Raw genomic sequence first — 16390 nt, forward strand, 5'->3', positions numbered from 1 at the left:
GCTCAGCGCAGGCAAAAATGGGCATTTTTTCTAGGAAATCTGCCAAAAACGGCCCTAAAGGAAGGCCGTTTCATCGAACGAGCGCAATTTCCGGCTGTGCAAGCGTTCCAACGGCATGCCACGCAGGCGTTCCATCGCTCTTATGCCGATTTGCAGGTGCCGCGCAACTTGGGTCCGGTAGAAGTCCGACGCCATGCCCGGAAGTTTCAGCTCCCCGTGCAGAGGTTTGTCGGAGACGCAGAGCAGCGTGCCGTAGGGCACGCGGAAGCGGTAACCATTGGCCGCGATAGTGGCGCTTTCCATGTCCAGCGCGATCGCACGCGACTGGCTGAGGCGTTGTACAGGGCCGGACTGGTCGCGCAGTTCCCAGTTGCGGTTGTCGATGGTGGCAACGGTGCCGGTGCGCATAATCCGCTTGAGGTCGAAGCCTTCAAGTTCGGTTATCTCCGCCACCGCCTCCTCCAGCGCGACCTGGATTTCCGCCAGCGCCGGGATCGGTGTCCAGATGGGCAGGTCATCGTCCAGCACGTGGTCCTCGCGCAGATAGCCGTGGGCCAGCACAAAGTCCCCCAGCGCCTGGGTGTTCCGAAGCCCCGCGCAATGTCCGACCATCAGCCAGGCATGGGGGCGCAGCACCGCGATGTGGTCGGTGGCGGTTTTAGCATTGGAAGGGCCGACGCCTATGTTGACCAGCGTAATGCCGTTCCCGTCGTCCCTCTTGAGGTGGTAAGTGGGCATCTGCGGCAGTTTGCCAGCTTCGGGCGTAACGGCGGCGGGATCGGTGATCTCGTGATCGCCGGTGCTCACAAAGCTGGTGTAGCCGTTGTCCGGGTCCGCTAGCTGGGCGCGGGCATAGGCTTCGAACTCTGCCACGTAGAACTGGTAGTTGGTGAACAGAACGTGGTTCTGAAAATGCTCCGGGCTGGTGGCGGTGTAGTGGCTGAGGCGCGCCAGCGAGTAGTCGATGCGCTGGGCAGTGAACAGCGACAGCGGGCCGGTGCCGCTGGCGGGCTGGCAGGTGCCGTTGACGATGTCGTCATTGGTGGTCGACAGATCCGGCACATCGAAGACATCACGCAGCGTGAATCCGGCGGCACCTTCTTGCGGCACCGTCAGATCGGGGCGCGAAGCGACCGCGAAATGCACCGGGATCGGGGTGTCGGAAACATCGATGGTTACCGGCTGGCCGTGGTTCCGGATCAAGAGGCCGATTTGCTGGATCAGGTAGTTGCGGAACAGGTCCGGCCGCGTCACCGTCGTGGCATAGGTGCCGGGCGCAGAGACATGGCCGAAGCTGAGGCGGCTGTCCACTTGTGCAAAGGTCAGGGTAGAAAAGCGGATCTCCGGGTAGTAAGCGCGGATGCGCTGGTTATCCGGTGCGCCGTCAGCCATGGCGCGGATGAACTCGTCGCACAGGAATCCGGTAGCCTGCCGGTACAGCAGTTCCAGCCGGTCCACAGCCTCGGTCGCGTCATTGAAGCTTTCGGCCGGCGGGTGGCCGGGGTGTTTTGTTGTTATCATTGGGCAGGCTCTATTACCGGGATTTTCTCGAAGGTGCGCACGTCGACAAGGCCCAGGTCGGAGATCCTGAGTTCGGGGATCACCACAAGGGCCAGCAGCGAATGCTGCATATAGGCGTTGTTCAGGGCGCAGCCGCAGGCCTGCATAGCTTCCACCATGACCTGCGCCTTGGCAGCGACCTCGATGGCGGGGCTGTCAGACATAAGGCCGGCTATCGGCAATTCCACCAGCGCCAGCTCATGACCGTCTTTGTATAGCGTGATGCCGCCGCCCACCTGCGCCAACCGGTTGGCTGCCAGCGCCATCTGTGTGCGGTCGGTGCCGACGACGATCATGTGGTGGCTGTCATGCGCGACGGTGGAGGCCATCGCCATACTGCCGGTGTAACCGAAGCCTTGAACAAAAGCGTTGGTGACGCCGCCGGTGGCACGGTGACGCTCGACCAGAGCGATCTGGCAAACATCTCCTGTGCCTTCGACCAGCCCGCCGGCCACCGGCAGTTCAGCCTTCAACGCCTTGGTAGGAGCCTGGTTTTCCACTACGCCGATTACATTGGCAGTGACCGCATTGGCGCCCTCAGGGGCGGCGAGCTCAAAGTCCTGGGCGGTCAGCTCATGGCCCAAATGCACAGTGCCGCGGGCGCTGGCGGGCCAGTCGTAATGCGGGCATTCGACCTTAATAGAGCCTGATTCCGCCACGATCCGGCCGCGGGCAACCACCACTTCGATGGGCAGTTCGTGCAGGTCGGAGGTCAGGATCACATCGGCGCGGCGGCCGGGGGTGATCGAGCCGATCTCGCGCTCCAGCCCGAAATGAGTAGCTGTGTTGATCGTCGCCATCTGCAGCGCGATCACCGGGTCGCAGCCGCAGGCAATGGCGTGGCGCACCACCCGGTTCATATGGCCGTCATTTACCAGCGTGCCTGAATGGCAGTCGTCGGTGCAGAGAATGAAGTTGCGCGGGTCCAGCCCCTTCTCGGTCACCGCGGTGATCTGGCTTTCGACGTCATACCAGGCCGAGCCCAGCCGCATCATCGAGCGCATCCCTTGGCGCACCCGGGCAATGGCGTCGGCCTCGCAGGTGCCCTCGTGGTCATCCGCCGGGCCGCCCGCCACATAAGCCGCGAAATCCGGGCCCAGATCGGGGGAGGCGTAATGGCCGCCCACGGTTTTGCCTGCGCGCTGGGTGGCGGCGATTTCGGCCAGCATCTTGGGGTCGGCATTGGCGACGCCGGGGAAGTTCATCATCTCCCCCAGGCCAATGATGCCCGGCCAGTTCATCGCCTCGGCGACGTCCTCGGCCGAGATTTCATATCCGGTGGTTTCCAGTCCCGGCGCCGAGGGCGCGCAGCTCGGCATCTGGGTGAAGATGTTGACCGGCTGCATCAGCGCCTCGTCATGCATGTAGCGCACGCCGTCCAGACCCAGAACATTTGCAATCTCATGCGGGTCGGTGAACATCGAGGTGGTGCCATGCGGGATCACCGCGCGGGCAAATTCCGCAGGCGTCAGCATGCCGGACTCAATATGCATATGTGCGTCGCACAGGCCGGGGATCATGTAGCGGCCGTTTGCCTCTATGATCTGCGTCTCCGGACCGGTGCAATAGGAGGCATCCGGCCCGACATAGGCGATGCGGCCCGCCTTGATCGCAATTTCATGGCCCGGCAGCTGCTCGCGAGTGTGGACATTGACCCAAATGCCCTGGCGGATCACCGTATCGGCCGGCGCGCGGCCTGCGGCTACTTCGATCAATTGCGGGGCGGTGTCGGGCCAGCTCGGGAAAATATTATCTGACATAATCCAATTGTTCCGATTGCGGGCGGGAAGGCAAGCGGATTGCTGGCTTTGCCATCAAAGCTTCATGCGGATGGTGGAAAGGCGCCGCAGGCTGACGCATTTGGCATTGCCGCAGGGCGGCGGCTGGAGAAGACTGCCGCCATGGATTATGACACAACAGACGCGGGCAGTTTCGGCCGCTCCCTGCGGGGGATCGGTCTCAATCTTCTGGTGCGGGATGTTCCGGCAGAAATTGCCTTTTTAGAGACTGTTTGTTCCATGAAGGGCCATCAGGTGAGCAAGGATTTTGCCATTGTCACCTATGGCGGTCAGGTGTTTCAGCTGCACAGTGACGGCACTTATGCAGAAAACCCGCTGCTGGGTCTGCTGCCGGAAAACCCGCCGCGTGGGGCGGGGATCGAAATCCGCCTTTACGACACCGATCCGGATGAGGCCTCGGCGCGGGCGGCGGCGGCGGGCTTTACCGTTCTGCAGCCGCCAACGGACAAGCCGCATGGCCTGCGCGAGGCCTATATCCTGTGTGAAAATGGCTATGCCTGGGTCCCCAGCCGGCCCAAGGGGTAAGCGGCGGAAATTCCACCCCTTTCACCTTGACGACAGCCGGTCCATGCTGGGCGGAACCATTTGGATGCTGCGAGGGACCGCTGATGCACGCCATTGCCGATACGAATGCCTTGGTCGAGGCGGGTGTTCTGACCCCGGATCAGGCCCGCACCATCGAGGCGTGCTCGCGCGAGGTGATGGTGTCGCTGGCGGTGAATGCGATCCTGTGCTTCGGGATCATCGCCGCCACTGCCGGCTTCATCTTCTGGCTGGCCGATCCGCTGGCGGTGGCCGTGACCGGCATCCTGATGCTGGGCGGCGGGCTGGCGGTTCTGGCGCGCGGCGGCGAGATGCTGCGGATGTTCGGCAATTCCGCCACGCTGATCGGGGCAGGGATGCTGATGGGCGGCGCCGGGATTGAGCTGGTCGATAAGTACGAGGACATTGCCGGCTGGGTGATGCTGCCCGCCGGCGCGCTGGTGGCGCTGATCTGCACCTGGCGCTGGCGGCATGGGGCCTGGTCCACCGGCTTTGTGCTGGGGGCGATCCTGCTGATGGGACTAGCGATGCATTTGGCCGGGATCGAGCTGCTGCTGCAGCAATACGGCATCGGCTCACCGCTGCGGAACCTGGCGCTGCTTTACTACGCGGCGGCGCTGGCGCTGGCCGGCTGGCAGGTGGACGTGCGCTTTGTCACCGCGCTGGCGATTGCGCCCTTTGCCCAGATGCTGGAAACCGGCACCAGTTATTTCCACGCGGCTTATGTGTTCTATTCGCCGGAATCGACGTTGACGATCCTGCAGATGGTGCTGCTGATCGTGCTCTGTGTCTGGGGTGCCTCCCGGCTGGCTGAGCGCGACGCTCGGCATCTGCGCGTTCTTGCGATCCTCGGGTTTGTGGTTGCGAATCTTTGCGCGCTGGTCGGCTCGCTGTGGGGGGACGTGGTGGGTGAAACCGTCTGGGGGCCGGGCCGGTACAGCGACGGTTATGAGGACTGGGAGAGCTACTTCGCCGCGCGCGATGCCTTCCGCGACAGTGCGCTGTTCATCTCTGAGAACGTCTATTCTGTATTGTGGGCAGCTGTGCTGGCGGCGGTGATCTTTTGGGCGGCGCAGCGGCACCAGCGCGGGCTTTTCAACGCGGCGCTGACCTTTGCCGCTATCCACGCCTACACGCAGATGTTCGAATCCTTCGCGGATGAACCGCTGGCCTACGTGATCGGCGGCCTGGCTGCGATCCCCCTGGCTTGGGGGCTGTGGCGGCTGAACCAGTGGATGGCGGCCAAGCAGGCCTAGCCTTGGCTGCGCAAACTGCGCGGAGTGGTTCCGAACTCCGCCTTGAAGGCCCGGGTCAGCGCGCTGGGGTCGTCATAGCCGCAGCGCAGGGCAATCTCCGAGACGCTAAGCACAGTTTCCAACACGAGCTTTCTGGCCTGAATCAGCCGCAGCCGCCGGTAGACCGCCTGCGGTGTCGCGCCGAGCTCGGCTTTCATCCGCGCCTCCAGATCCTTCTGGCTGCGACCTGCTTTCCTGGCAACCGCGGCGATCGGCAAGGGCGCCTCCAGATTGGCCTGCATCACCGCCACCGCGCGGGCCACGGATTTGCCGCGCACCAGGATCGGGTCCTGTGTCTCCGTCGCCTCGGGCGCCATGAACAGTGTTGCCACCTCCAGCCGCAGCGCCGCACCGTGCTGTTCGCCGATCAGTTCCATCATGGTGTCAAAGGCCGCGAGCGCACCGGTGCAGGTGATGCGGTCTCCGTCCCAGACCTGCCGCGCACGTTCGGTCTGAACCTCGGGGAAGGCCTCGGTGAAACGGTTCAATTCCTCCCAATGGATGGTGGCGCGCCGTCCGTCCAGGAGGCGGGCCTGCGCCAGCAGCCAGGCGCCGGTGTCAAACCCCGCCAGCACCTTGTAGCGGCGGGCGGCGGACTTCAGCGCCCGGGCGGTGGTGACGGTGGCATGGCGCAGGAAGTCGTATGACGGCATCGCGATCAGCAGATCGCCGCTGCAATCACCCAGCTTCCCATGCGCCCGCACCTCCATGCCCGATGACGATACAGCTGGGCCGCCGTCCAAGGTCAGGAACCGCCAGATATAGACCTGCCGTCCGGCAAATGTATTGGCGGCGCGCAGCGGCTCCACTGTGTTGGCCAGGCAATGGGCCGAAAACGCATCAAAAAGCAGCACATCCAATTGCTGCACTGCAGCGACATCTTTTGTCCAACTTCGCATGATTCTGTCTATCACTGCATGATGAGTGCCGGCAAGCGGCGTAATCTGATTGGCAACAGATTTGCAGAGGAAGACCACCATGCAGTTCGGGATGACCGAAGAACAGTCCATGATTGTCGAAACCACCCGCGCCTTTGTGGAAAAGGAGCTGTATCCGCATGAAGCGGAGATCGAGCGCACCGGCCATCTGGACATGAATGTGATCCGCGATGTGCAGAAGAAGGCGATGGAAGCGGGGCTGTATGCCGCAAACATGCCCGAGGAAGTGGGCGGCGCCGGCCTCGATACCCTGACCTGGCTGATGTACGAAAAGGAACTGGGCCGCGCCAACTATGCGCTGCACTGGACCGGCGTTGCGCGCCCATCGAACATCCTGCTGGCGGGCACCGAAGAGCAGAAGGAAAAGTATCTGTTCCCTTGCATGAAGGGCGAGAAATGGGACTGCCTGGCGATGACAGAGCCGGACGCCGGTTCCGATCTGCGCGGCATGAAGGCAACCGCGCGCCAAGATGGCGATGACTGGATACTGAACGGCACCAAGCATTTCATCAGCCACGCGGACATCGCTGACTTCGCCATCTGCTTCATGGCGACCGGGGTTGAGGACACCCCGCGCGGGCCGAAAAAGAAGATCACCGCCTTCTTCGTCGACAAGGGCACGCCGGGTTTCGAGGTGCGCAACGGCTACGGCAACGTCAGCCACCGCGGCTACACCAATGCGGTGCTGGAATTCGACGACTGCCGCCTGCCGTCCTCGGCGATCCTAGGCGAGGTCGACAAGGGGTTCGAGGTGGCCAACACCTGGCTGGGCGCCACCCGCCTGCAAGTGGCGGCCACCTGTCTGGGACGCGCCGAGCGGGCGCTGCAGCACTCGATCGAATATGCCGCCGAGCGCAAGCAGTTCGGCCAGCAGATCGGCAAGTTCCAGGGCATCTCCTTCAAGCTGGCCGACATGGCGCTGGAGCTGAAGGCGGCGAACCTCTTGACCTGGGAAGCCGGCTGGAAGTTCGACCAGGGCACCGTCACCGAATCTGATATGTCGATGGCCAAGCTGAAGGCCACCGAAATGCTGGCCTTTGTCGCCGATGAGGCGATCCAGATTCACGGCGGCATGGGCCTGATGGACGAGCTGCCGCTGGAACGCATCTGGCGCGACGCACGGGTGGAGCGTATCTGGGAAGGCACCAGTGAAATCCAGCGGCACATCATCAGCCGCGAGATGCTGCGCGCCGTCGGAGGCTGATGCATGACCCGATCCGGGAAACCCGTTGTGACCATTACCTACTGCACCGGCTGCAACTGGCTGCTGCGGGCGGGCTGGATGGCGCAGGAGCTGCTTCAGACCTTCCAGGACCAGCTGGGCGGGGTGACACTGGTTCCCGGAGATTTGGGCGGGATCTTTGAGATCCATGTTGATAAGGAGCTGGTCTGGGAACGCAAACGGGACGGCGGCTTTCCTGATGTGAAAGAGCTGAAAACCCGCGTGCGCGGCCGGATCAACCCTGAACAAGACCTCGGCCATCTGGACCGCGGCAAGACCGGTGAATAAGATCAAATGCAGTCTCTAAACAGACTTTTCCGCCCGAAAACCATTGCTGTGATCGGCGGCGGCGCATGGTGCCGCCTGGTGATTGAGCAATGTCAGAAGATGGGATTCGAGGGCACCATCTGGCCCGTCCATCCCAAGGCAGAAGAGGTCGCGGGCCTGCCTGCCTTCAAGGATGTGGGCAGCCTGCCGGACGCACCTGATGCGGCCTTTATCGGGGTGAACCGTTTCATCACTATTGATGTGGTGCGGGCGCTGTCGGCGCGCGGTGCCGGCGGGGCGGTGTGCTTTGCCTCCGGCTTCCTGGAAGCCGCCGCTGAGGACGCCGAAGGCGCAGACCTGCAGATGCAGCTGCTGGAAGCCGCTGGAGAGATGCCCTTCCTTGGGCCCAACTGTTATGGCTTCATCAACTATCTGGACGGCGCGCTGCTGTGGCCGGACCAGCATGGCGGCCAGCGGGTAGAGAAGGGCGTGGCGCTGATCACCCAGAGCTCCAACATTGCGATCAATTTGACCATGCAGAAACGCGGGCTGCCAGTGGCCTATGTGGTGACCGCGGGCAATCAGGCGCAGTCGGGTATTGCTGCAATCGGCGAGGCGCTGCTGGAAGACGACCGCGTCACCGCGCTGGGCCTGCATATCGAGGGCTTTGGCGATCTGCGCGCCTTTGAGGGCCTGGCCGCACGGGCGCGCGAGTTGGGAAAGCCGGTCATTGCTCTGAAAGTCGGCAAATCGGCCGAGGCCCAGGCCGCAACTGTTTCTCATACCGCCTCGCTTGCGGGCGGTGACGCGGGGGCCGGGGCTTTGCTCTCACGCCTTGGCATTCCGCGTCTGGATGACCTGCCGTCCTTCCTGGAGACGCTGAAATTGCTGCATGTGGCGGGGCGGCTGCCCTCGAACCGCATTGCAACCATCAGCTGCTCCGGCGGGGAGGCAAGCCTGGCCGCAGACACCGGCCATACGCGGAAGGTGGAGTTCCCTCCGCTGAATGACCGCCAGAAAACGGACCTGCGCGACGCGCTGGGCCCGATGGTGGCGCTGGCCAATCCGCTCGACTATCACACCTATATCTGGCGCGACACCGAGGCGATGACCAAGGCGTTTTCGGCGATGATGGATCCGCAGCTGGCAATGACCATGCTGATTGTGGATTTCCCGCGTGATGACCGCTGCGATGCCTCGGACTGGGAATGCACCATTCAGGCCGCCATTGGCTCGCGTGAGCGGACCGGCGCCAACGTCGCTCTGGTGGCAACCCTGCCGGAGCTGCTGCCGGAGGATGTGGCGGCCCGGCTGATGGACGCGGGCGTGGTGCCTTTCTGCGGTCTCAGCGAGGCAATTGCTGCCTGCGAAGCCGCCAGCCAGCTGCTGCCGGAAGCGCCCGCGCCGCTGTTGCTGCCAACTCCCGCTGTAGAGCCCGATCTGGTTCCGGAAGCCGAAGCCAAATGGCAGCTTGCCAGCTATGGGTTGCGCACGCCGCGCTCCAAACGCGCGGCTTCGGCCACCAATGCCCGCGCTGTGGCAGTGGATGTCGGCTTCCCGGTGGTGCTGAAGGGCGAAGGCGTCGCGCACAAAACTGAGGCAGGGGCGGTGGCGCTGAACCTGAACTCGGGTCAGGAAGTGAGCGATGCCGCCTTCAATATGCCTGCGGAGCGTTTTCTGGTGGAGGAAATGGTGACCGGCGCTGTGGCCGAACTTCTGATTGGCGTGGTCAAGGATCCGGCGCATGGCTTTGTCATGACACTGGCAGCGGGCGGCACCCTGACCGAACTGATGGAGGACAGCGCTTCTTTCCTGCTACCGGCTTCGGATCCGGAAATCGAAGAGGCACTCACCTCGCTGCGTGTCTCGAAACTGCTGGATGGGTATCGTGGCGCCCCGGCGGCGGATCACGAAGCGATCCTGCGCGCCATCCGCGCGGTTGAGGCTTATGTGATGGAAAACGCGTTGGGCCTGGAAGAGATCGAGATCAACCCGCTGCTCTGCACGCCTTCGGATGCGGTGGCCGCAGATGCGCTGATGCGCCGGAAATACTGAGGTTTCGGGCCCGGACAAGGAACGGCATGACCCATGCCAGGAGGAGACAACATGAGTGAAAGCCCTGTAAAAACCCGCCGCGACGGCGCCATTCTGGAGGTAACGCTGGACCGGCCCAAGGCCAATGCCATCGACCTTCAGACCAGCCGGGTGATGGGGGAGGTTTTCCGCGATTTCCGGGACGATCCGGAGCTGCGGGTGGCGATCCTGACCGGCGGCGGTGAGAAGTTTTTTTGTCCCGGCTGGGATTTGAAAGCCGCGGCTGACGGCGACGCGGTGGATGGCGATTACGGCGTTGGCGGCTTCGGCGGGCTGCAGGAGCTGCGCGACATGAACAAGCCTGTGATCGCGGCCGTGAACGGAATTGCCTGCGGCGGCGGACTGGAACTGGCGCTCTCGGCGGATATGATCATCGCAGCTGATCACGCTACCTTTGCGCTGCCGGAAATCCGCTCCGGAACCGTTGCGGATGCGGCCAGCGTGAAGCTGCCCAAGCGTATTCCTTATCACATCGCCATGGAGCTTCTGCTGACCGGGCGCTGGTTTGATGCCGAAGAAGCCAACCGCTGGGGCCTGGTGAATGAGATCGTGGCAGCGGATCAGCTGATGGACCGGGCCTGGGAGCTGGCGCGGCTGCTCGCTTCCGGACCGCCGCTGGTCTATGCGGCGATCAAGGAGATCGTGCGCGATGCCGAAAACAGCAAGTTCCAGGACGCGATGAACCGCATCACACAGCGCCAGCTCAAGACGGTGGATGTGCTCTACGGCTCCGAGGACAACCTGGAAGGTGCCCGCGCTTTTGCCGAGAAACGCGATCCGGTCTGGAAAGGGCGCTGACGCGGGCCCGGCGCCGCGCTTTGCCCGGCATTTTCTTCCCGCTGAGAAGCTCTTGAGGAGCAGGTCTGCTCCTCAAGCAGCCTGTCCGAGTATGTTTCCCGATCTATCCGCCTCAAGGAGTTGCGCTCATGCTGATGCATGGCGGCCTGTGGCCGTCCTCGACCCGGAAAACAAACGGGCCTAGACCTTCTGGAACAGAGCAACCAGCGCGGTGTCGTCCTTGTGCGGCCCTGTGGCGCGCGGACCGTAGATTCGCACCTCGGGTAGGGTCAGGCTCCTGATCCATTGCCCGCGCAGCAGCCGGTCTAAGGCCCCGGCAAAGCCTGCTTTTTCATAGAATCTGGCATTTACCGACAAGGCAAACCAGGCGCCGGGCGCCGCCACCCGCAGCAGGGCAGGCAGTCCCTCGGGTCCAAGGTGGCCGTGGGTGAAAGTGCCCGAAGACACCACCCCGCGGTAAGACCCGCGCGGCACCGGGATACCTTGCAGCAAGTCGGCCTCGATCACGTCCCGGTATGCATCCTTGCGCAGCGCCTCGGCCAGCATGGCAGCGCTGATGTCGGTAGCGTCGATGGGGCCCACGCCAAGCGCCATCAGCGCTTGGCCGCAGAGGCCAGTGCCAGCGCCGACGTCCAACACCGGCCCTTCACCTCCGGCGGCGGCAAAAGCCTTGGCGGTCAATGCGGGCAGCAGGTAATCCTGCCCAGCTGCAAAATCCTGATCGTATGTGGCAGCCCAGTCCGCATACAGCCGCCGCGAGTCCTCTGATGTGCTCAGCGCATAGGCATCGGATAGTGCGGGTGTCGGTTTTTTCATCAGGTCATCAAAGGCGTAGAGGAGATTCGAATCAACCCTTGCGCACCGGGCGCGGCCAACGCATCTAGGAGCCATGAGAAAAACACTGCTTTGTCTTGGTTTTGGCTATACCGCCCGGGTGCTTGCACGGCATCTGCTCGCTGAGGGCTGGCGGGTCATCGGAACCTCGCGGGAACCGGTCGAGGCTGACGGCGTGGAGATGATGACCTGGCCTGGGCAGGAGGTGCCGATCGACGGAATGACGCATATCCTGAACTCGATCGGCCCCACTATTGAGGGCGATCCAGTGCTGGCGGCGATGGGGGACAGGATAGCCAAGGCCCAAAGCCTTGAATGGGTGGGGTATCTGTCGACGACGGCCGTTTACGGCCACCACGACGGCGCCTGGGTCGATGAAGACACGCCAGTTGCGCCCACGAGCCAGCGCGGCGACTGGCGGGCTTTGGCCGAGGCGCAATGGCAGGCCATCCCCGGTCTGCCGCTGCATATCTTCCGGCTGGCCGGCATCTACGGTCCCGGCCGCGGGCCCTTTGCCAAGCTGATGGCGGGCAAGGCGCGGCGGATCATCAAGCCGGGGCAGGTGTTTTCCCGCATCCATGTGGACGATATCGCCCAAGTGCTGGCGGCCTCCATCGCGCAGCCCCGCACGGGCGCCATCTACAACGTTTGCGACGATGATCCAGCTCCGCCGCAGGATGTTCTGGGCCATGCCGCCGAGTTGCTCGGTTTGCCAATGCCGGCCGAGGTTCCCTTTGACGAGGCCGGCATGACTCCGATGGCGCGCAGTTTCTATGGCGAGAACAAACGGGTCAGAAACCGCCGCATCAAGGAGGAGCTTGGGGTGAAACTGCTCTACCCGACTTACCGTGAAGGGCTGCGGGCGGTGCTGGAGGCCGAGGACATGGAAAGTTTTGTGCCGCCAGCGGAACCGCCGGGGGTGTGAAAACATGTAAACCAGGGTGCTTGTGCCCTGGCCCGCGCTAGTCGGCCCCCGGTCAGGCTTCGGTCTGCCGCTTGAATAGCTTAGGCTCGCTTCTCACCTATCGTCGCGACATCCAGAACCTCCAGCACCTTGGCCTCGATCTGCGGCGCGTTCATGGCCGCGATCTCATACATATCCGCCGGGCTAGCCTGGTCGATGAAGGTGTCAGGCAGCACCATGGAGCGGAACTTGAGGCCGCTGTCGAACACGCCCTCCTCGGCCAGAAGCTGCGCCACGTGGGAGCCGAAACCGCCCACCGCTCCTTCCTCGATGGTGATCAGCGCCTCGTGGTCGGCGGCCAGCTGCAGGATCAGACCGCGGTCCAGCGGTTTGGCAAAGCGGGCGTCGGCAATCGTCGGGGTAATGCCTTTCGCCGCCAGCGCTTCAGCGGCCTTGCGAACCTCGCCCAGCCGGGTACCGAAGGACAGGAGCGCCACGCGCTTGCCGGCTTGGATCATCCGGCCCTTGCCAATTTCCAGCACCTCCGGAGTTTCAGGCATTTCAACACCTTCCCCTTCACCGCGGGGGTAGCGGAATGCGATGGGGCCGTCGTTATGGGCGGCAGCTGTCGCGACCATGTGTGCGAGTTCTGCTTCGTCCGCCGCGGCCATGACAACCATGCCAGGCAAGTTAGACATGAAACCGATGTCGAAAGAGCCCGCGTGAGTGGCGCCATCCGCCCCCACAAGGCCGGCGCGGTCGATGGCAAAACGCACCGGCAGGCGCTGGATTGCCACGTCATGCACCACTTGGTCGTAGCCGCGCTGCAGAAAGGTTGAGTACATCGCGCAGAACGGCTTCATGCCACCGGCGGCCAGCGCCGCGGAGAATGTTACACCGTGCTGCTCCGCAATGCCCACGTCAAAAGTGCGCGATGGGTAGCGCTCGGCCATCAGATTGAGGCCTGTGCCATCGGGCATAGCAGCAGTGACAGCGCAGATCTTGTCGTCCTTGGCGGCGAGCTTGACCAGAGTGTTGCCAAAGACTGAGGTGTAAGAAGGCGCGTTTGAGGGAGCTTTCTTCTGCTCTCCGGTCACCATGTCGAACTTGGCGGTGGCATGACCCTTATCGCGGGCGCGCTCAGCCGGGCCATAGCCTTTGCCCTTCTTAGTCAGCACATGGATCAGAATCGGCCCGGTGGCGCGGGCTTTGACCGTGCGCAAGACCGGCAGTAGCTGGTCCATGTCGTGGCCGTCGATGGGGCCGAGGTAAGAGAAACCAAGCGCCTCGAACATGGTTCCGCCCACCGCCATGCCCTTCAGCATGTCCTTGGCGCGTTTGGCGCCTTCGCGGAAGGGTTCCGGGAGCAGCGAGACCGCGCCCTTGGCGGCGGCCTTCAGCTCCTGGAACGGCTCGCCGGCATAAAGGCGGGACAGGTAGGATGACAGCGCGCCCACCGGCGGGGCGATAGACATTTCGTTGTCGTTCAGGATCACAAACAGCCGCTTGCCTAGGTGGCCTGCGTTGTTCATTGCCTCAAACGCCATGCCGGCCGACATCGAGCCGTCGCCGATCACCGCGATGGCGTCGCCGTTGCCTTCGGGGATCACACCGCCAAGGTCGCGGGCGACGGCAAAGCCAAGAGCTGCGCTGATCGAGGTGGAGCTGTGGGCGGCTCCGAACGGATCGTAAGGCGACTCGGAGCGTTTGGTGAAGCCGCTGAGCCCGTCCTTCATCCGCAGGGTGCGGATGCGGTCGCGGCGGCCGGTCAGGATCTTGTGCGGGTAGCACTGATGGGACACGTCCCAGATCACCTTGTCCCGCGGGGTGTCGAAGACCGCGTGCAGGGCGGTGGTCAGCTCCACAACACCAAGGCCCGCGCCCAGATGGCCGCCGGTGACGGAAACGGCAGAGATGGTTTCCTGGCGCAGCTCGTGGGCCACCAGCGCCAGCTGGGTATCCGTCAGCCCCTTCAGATCCGCGGGGCGCGTGATCTGGTCCAGAAGCGGGGTTTTGGGCCGGTCGGACATGGTGTCTCCTTGGGCTGCGCCGGGCAGGATGCCGGGGCGTGGCGCGCGGGGTTAGCTGTCGCGCGCAATAACGAAGCGCGCGGCTTCCTTCAAGGTTTCGGCGTCTTCACCATAGGGCGATAGCGCGGCGCAGGCTTCCTCGCAAAGCGATAGTGCGCGAGCTTTTGCTTCTGCCAGACCGAGCAGCGAGACAAAAGTCGCTTTGCCGGCATCGGCATCCTTGCGCACTGCCTTGCCGACCTTGGCGGCATCCCCTTCCACATCCAAGATGTCGTCGGCGATCTGGAAGGCAAGGCCCAGGGCGCGTGCGTATTGCCGCAGCTGCGCCGGGTTCTCGCCCGCCAGCACGGCGCCGGCGGTGGCGGACCATTCGATCAGGCAGCCGGTCTTGCGGCTTTGCAGCTTGGTGATCTGTTCGAGATTGAGCGGTGCAGATGCGCTTTCCGCTGCAATGTCCAGCATCTGGCCGGACACCATGCCGTCCTTGCCCGAAGACTGCGCCAGACCGCGGATCAGGGTCAGCGCATTCGGGCCAACCTTAGGGTCTGCCAGCAGCTCAAAGGCAAAGGTTTGCAGGCTATCGCCTGCCAGAACTGCCATCGCCTCATCCCATTTCTTATGGACCGTAGGCTGGCCGCGGCGCAGGTCGTCGTTGTCCATGCAGGGCAAATCGTCGTGCACCAGCGAGTAGGCGTGGATGCATTCAATGGCGAGCGCGGCGTCAAGTGCGGCCTCTGCCGCGATACCGTGCAGCCGGGCGCTTTCGAGCACCAGGAAGCCGCGCAGCATTTTACCGCCCGTGATAGCGTAGCGCATCGCTGCGTGCAGCTCATCGCCGCCAGCCAGCCGCATCGCCATATGCGCGGTGATGCGGGTCTGTGCGTCTTTCAGCGCCTCCGAAAAGGGGCGTGTTTGGCTATCTGCGGCGGCGCTCATGGCTCAGCCGGCGTCCAGGGGCTGGGTGCCCTTGGGGGTGCCATTGGCGTCCAGCGTGATCGCAGCGACCTTTTCCTCAGCGCGCTTCAGCTCATCCTCGCAGCGTTTCTTCAGCGCGGCACCACGTTCGTACAGCGCTATGGAGGCATCCAGCGCCACGTCGCCGCGCTCCAGCTGGTCCACCACGCCCTCCAGCTCACGCATCGCCTGTTCAAAGCTCATCTGGTCTACGGGAGTTTCAGTCATGCCGGTGCCTTCATCAATTCTTCCACATGCGCACGGGTTGCCGCGGCCAGCGCGTTCAGATCATATCCTCCTTCCAAAGTCGAGACGATACGGCCGCCGCAGAGTTCACTTGCAAGTTTGCAGAGTTCGGCGGTGATCCAGGCAAAATCGGCAGTCGCCCAATTCAGACTGGCAAGCGGGTCGTCCTGATGGGCGTCAAAGCCCGCGGAGATGATGATCAGCTCCGGTTTGAAGTCGCGCAGGCGCGGGAAAGCCTGGGTTTCATAAGCTGCCTGCATTTCCGCCCGGCCTGATCCCGGAGGCAGCGGCATGTTGAGGATCTGGCCGTGGGCGCCGTCCTCATCCGGGCGGCCGGATCCGGGCCAGAGCGGCATTTGCTGGCTGGTGATCACCAGCACGCGCGGCTCATCCCACAAAAGGTCCTGGGTGCCGTTGCCGTGGTGCACGTCGAAATCCACCACAGCAACACGGCTGAGCCCGTGATGATCCAGCGCGTGTTTCGCTGCCAGTGCGGCATTACCGAACAGGCAGAATCCCATGGCAGTGTCCGTTTCGGCGTGATGCCCCGGCGGGCGCACCGCAGCAAAAGCATTCTGCACCTCGCCGCCCAGCACCATATCGACACCACGCACCACCGCTCCGGCAGCCCGGAAGGCGGCATCCAGAGAACCGGGAGACATAAAGGTATCCCCGTCAATCTGCGCCCAGCCTTCTACCGGGGACGCCTTGCGCAAGTCCGAGAGGTAAGAAGCCGGGTGGATGCGCAGGATGTCGTCCTCGGCGGCCATCGGCGCTGTGACCCGTTTCAGGTCCAGCGGCTCCAGTGCGTGCAGGATGTGCTCCAGCCGGGCAACCCGTTCGGGGTGGCCTTCGGGCGTCACGTGGTTCAGGCAATCCGCGTGGGTGATCAGGGCGGTGGTCATA

The 16390-nt window shown here is 63.5% G+C and carries 15 protein-coding genes; 7 read left to right on the top strand and 8 right to left on the bottom strand.

Annotated elements, in window-relative coordinates:
* Positions 1 to 54: 54 nt before the first annotated feature.
* Both KUV26_RS12435 and ade read right to left on the bottom strand, forming a co-directional pair.
* Positions 55 to 1521 carry an AMP nucleosidase gene (locus KUV26_RS12435; protein ID WP_222508551.1) on the bottom strand — a complete coding sequence of 489 codons (1467 nt, stop codon included), beginning with the start codon at positions 1519 to 1521 and terminating at the stop codon, positions 55 to 57.
* Positions 1518 to 3320, bottom strand: coding sequence for an adenine deaminase (ade, locus tag KUV26_RS12440; protein ID WP_222508552.1), 1803 nt, complete (start codon positions 3318 to 3320; stop codon positions 1518 to 1520). Before ade ends, KUV26_RS12435 begins: the two co-directional genes overlap by 4 nt.
* A 141-nt stretch (positions 3321 to 3461) precedes the next feature.
* Here ade and KUV26_RS12445 point away from each other — a divergent pair, with 141 nt between their 5' ends.
* Together KUV26_RS12445 and KUV26_RS12450 are read left to right on the top strand one after the other, a co-directional pair.
* Positions 3462 to 3884: a glyoxalase gene (locus KUV26_RS12445; protein ID WP_222508553.1), complete on the top strand. Its 423-nt coding sequence runs from the start codon at positions 3462 to 3464 to the stop codon at positions 3882 to 3884.
* Between the two features lie 83 nt (positions 3885 to 3967).
* The gene (locus tag KUV26_RS12450; RefSeq protein ID WP_222508554.1) at positions 3968 to 5158 is read left to right on the top strand and encodes a hypothetical protein; all 1191 of its coding nucleotides are present in this window, start codon (positions 3968 to 3970) and stop codon (positions 5156 to 5158) included.
* Here the strand turns inward: KUV26_RS12450 and KUV26_RS12455 are convergent.
* Complete coding sequence (locus tag KUV26_RS12455; protein WP_222508555.1) at positions 5155 to 6096, bottom strand: GlxA family transcriptional regulator; 942 nt, start codon at positions 6094 to 6096, stop codon at positions 5155 to 5157. The genes KUV26_RS12450 and KUV26_RS12455 overlap by 4 nt on opposite strands.
* A gap of 79 nt (positions 6097 to 6175) precedes the next feature.
* On the opposite strand from KUV26_RS12455, the gene KUV26_RS12460 reads away from it, so the two are divergent.
* Genes KUV26_RS12460 through KUV26_RS12475 form a run of 4 tightly spaced genes read left to right on the top strand, consistent with a single transcriptional unit; the run spans position 6176 to position 10516 of the window.
* Positions 6176 to 7339 carry an acyl-CoA dehydrogenase family protein gene (locus KUV26_RS12460; RefSeq protein ID WP_222508556.1) on the top strand — a complete coding sequence of 388 codons (1164 nt, stop codon included), beginning with the start codon at positions 6176 to 6178 and terminating at the stop codon, positions 7337 to 7339.
* Between the two features lie 3 nt (positions 7340 to 7342).
* On the top strand, positions 7343 to 7645 hold the full coding sequence (locus KUV26_RS12465) for a SelT/SelW/SelH family protein (protein ID WP_222508557.1): 303 nt from the start codon (positions 7343 to 7345) through the stop codon (positions 7643 to 7645).
* A gap of 6 nt (positions 7646 to 7651) precedes the next feature.
* A complete protein-coding gene (locus KUV26_RS12470; protein ID WP_222508558.1) occupies positions 7652 to 9679 on the top strand; it encodes an acetate--CoA ligase family protein in 2028 nt (675 codons plus the stop codon).
* Between the two features lie 51 nt (positions 9680 to 9730).
* Entirely contained in the window at positions 9731 to 10516 is a 786-nt protein-coding gene (locus KUV26_RS12475; RefSeq protein ID WP_222508559.1) for a carnitinyl-CoA dehydratase, read from the top strand.
* 180 nt (positions 10517 to 10696) lie between these two features.
* Here KUV26_RS12475 and KUV26_RS12480 read toward each other — a convergent pair whose 3' ends face one another.
* A complete protein-coding gene (locus tag KUV26_RS12480) occupies positions 10697 to 11332 on the bottom strand; it encodes a class I SAM-dependent DNA methyltransferase (protein WP_222508560.1) in 636 nt (211 codons plus the stop codon).
* A gap of 73 nt (positions 11333 to 11405) precedes the next feature.
* Between KUV26_RS12480 and KUV26_RS12485 the strand changes: the two genes are divergently transcribed.
* Positions 11406 to 12275 (top strand): SDR family oxidoreductase, encoded by an 870-nt coding sequence (locus tag KUV26_RS12485; protein WP_222508561.1) that lies wholly within the window; start codon positions 11406 to 11408, stop codon positions 12273 to 12275.
* 80 nt (positions 12276 to 12355) lie between these two features.
* On the opposite strand, the gene dxs is transcribed toward KUV26_RS12485, so the two are convergent.
* The 4 genes from dxs to KUV26_RS12505 are packed head-to-tail and all read right to left on the bottom strand — an operon-like array spanning position 12356 to position 16389.
* Positions 12356 to 14284, bottom strand: coding sequence for a 1-deoxy-D-xylulose-5-phosphate synthase (gene dxs, locus KUV26_RS12490; RefSeq protein ID WP_222508562.1), 1929 nt, complete (start codon positions 14282 to 14284; stop codon positions 12356 to 12358).
* Between the two features lie 51 nt (positions 14285 to 14335).
* Positions 14336 to 15220: a polyprenyl synthetase family protein gene (locus KUV26_RS12495; protein WP_222508563.1), complete on the bottom strand. Its 885-nt coding sequence runs from the start codon at positions 15218 to 15220 to the stop codon at positions 14336 to 14338.
* A gap of 3 nt (positions 15221 to 15223) precedes the next feature.
* Positions 15224 to 15466 (bottom strand): exodeoxyribonuclease VII small subunit, encoded by a 243-nt coding sequence (locus KUV26_RS12500; protein ID WP_019297546.1) that lies wholly within the window; start codon positions 15464 to 15466, stop codon positions 15224 to 15226.
* On the bottom strand, positions 15463 to 16389 hold the full coding sequence (locus KUV26_RS12505; protein ID WP_222508564.1) for a histone deacetylase family protein: 927 nt from the start codon (positions 16387 to 16389) through the stop codon (positions 15463 to 15465). The genes KUV26_RS12500 and KUV26_RS12505 overlap by 4 nt, the downstream gene beginning before the upstream one ends.
* Between the last annotated feature and the right edge of the window lies 1 nt (position 16390).

Origin of the sequence: Leisingera daeponensis (genome assembly GCF_019801465.1) — a bacterium.
Classification (GTDB): domain Bacteria; phylum Pseudomonadota; class Alphaproteobacteria; order Rhodobacterales; family Rhodobacteraceae; genus Leisingera; species Leisingera daeponensis_A.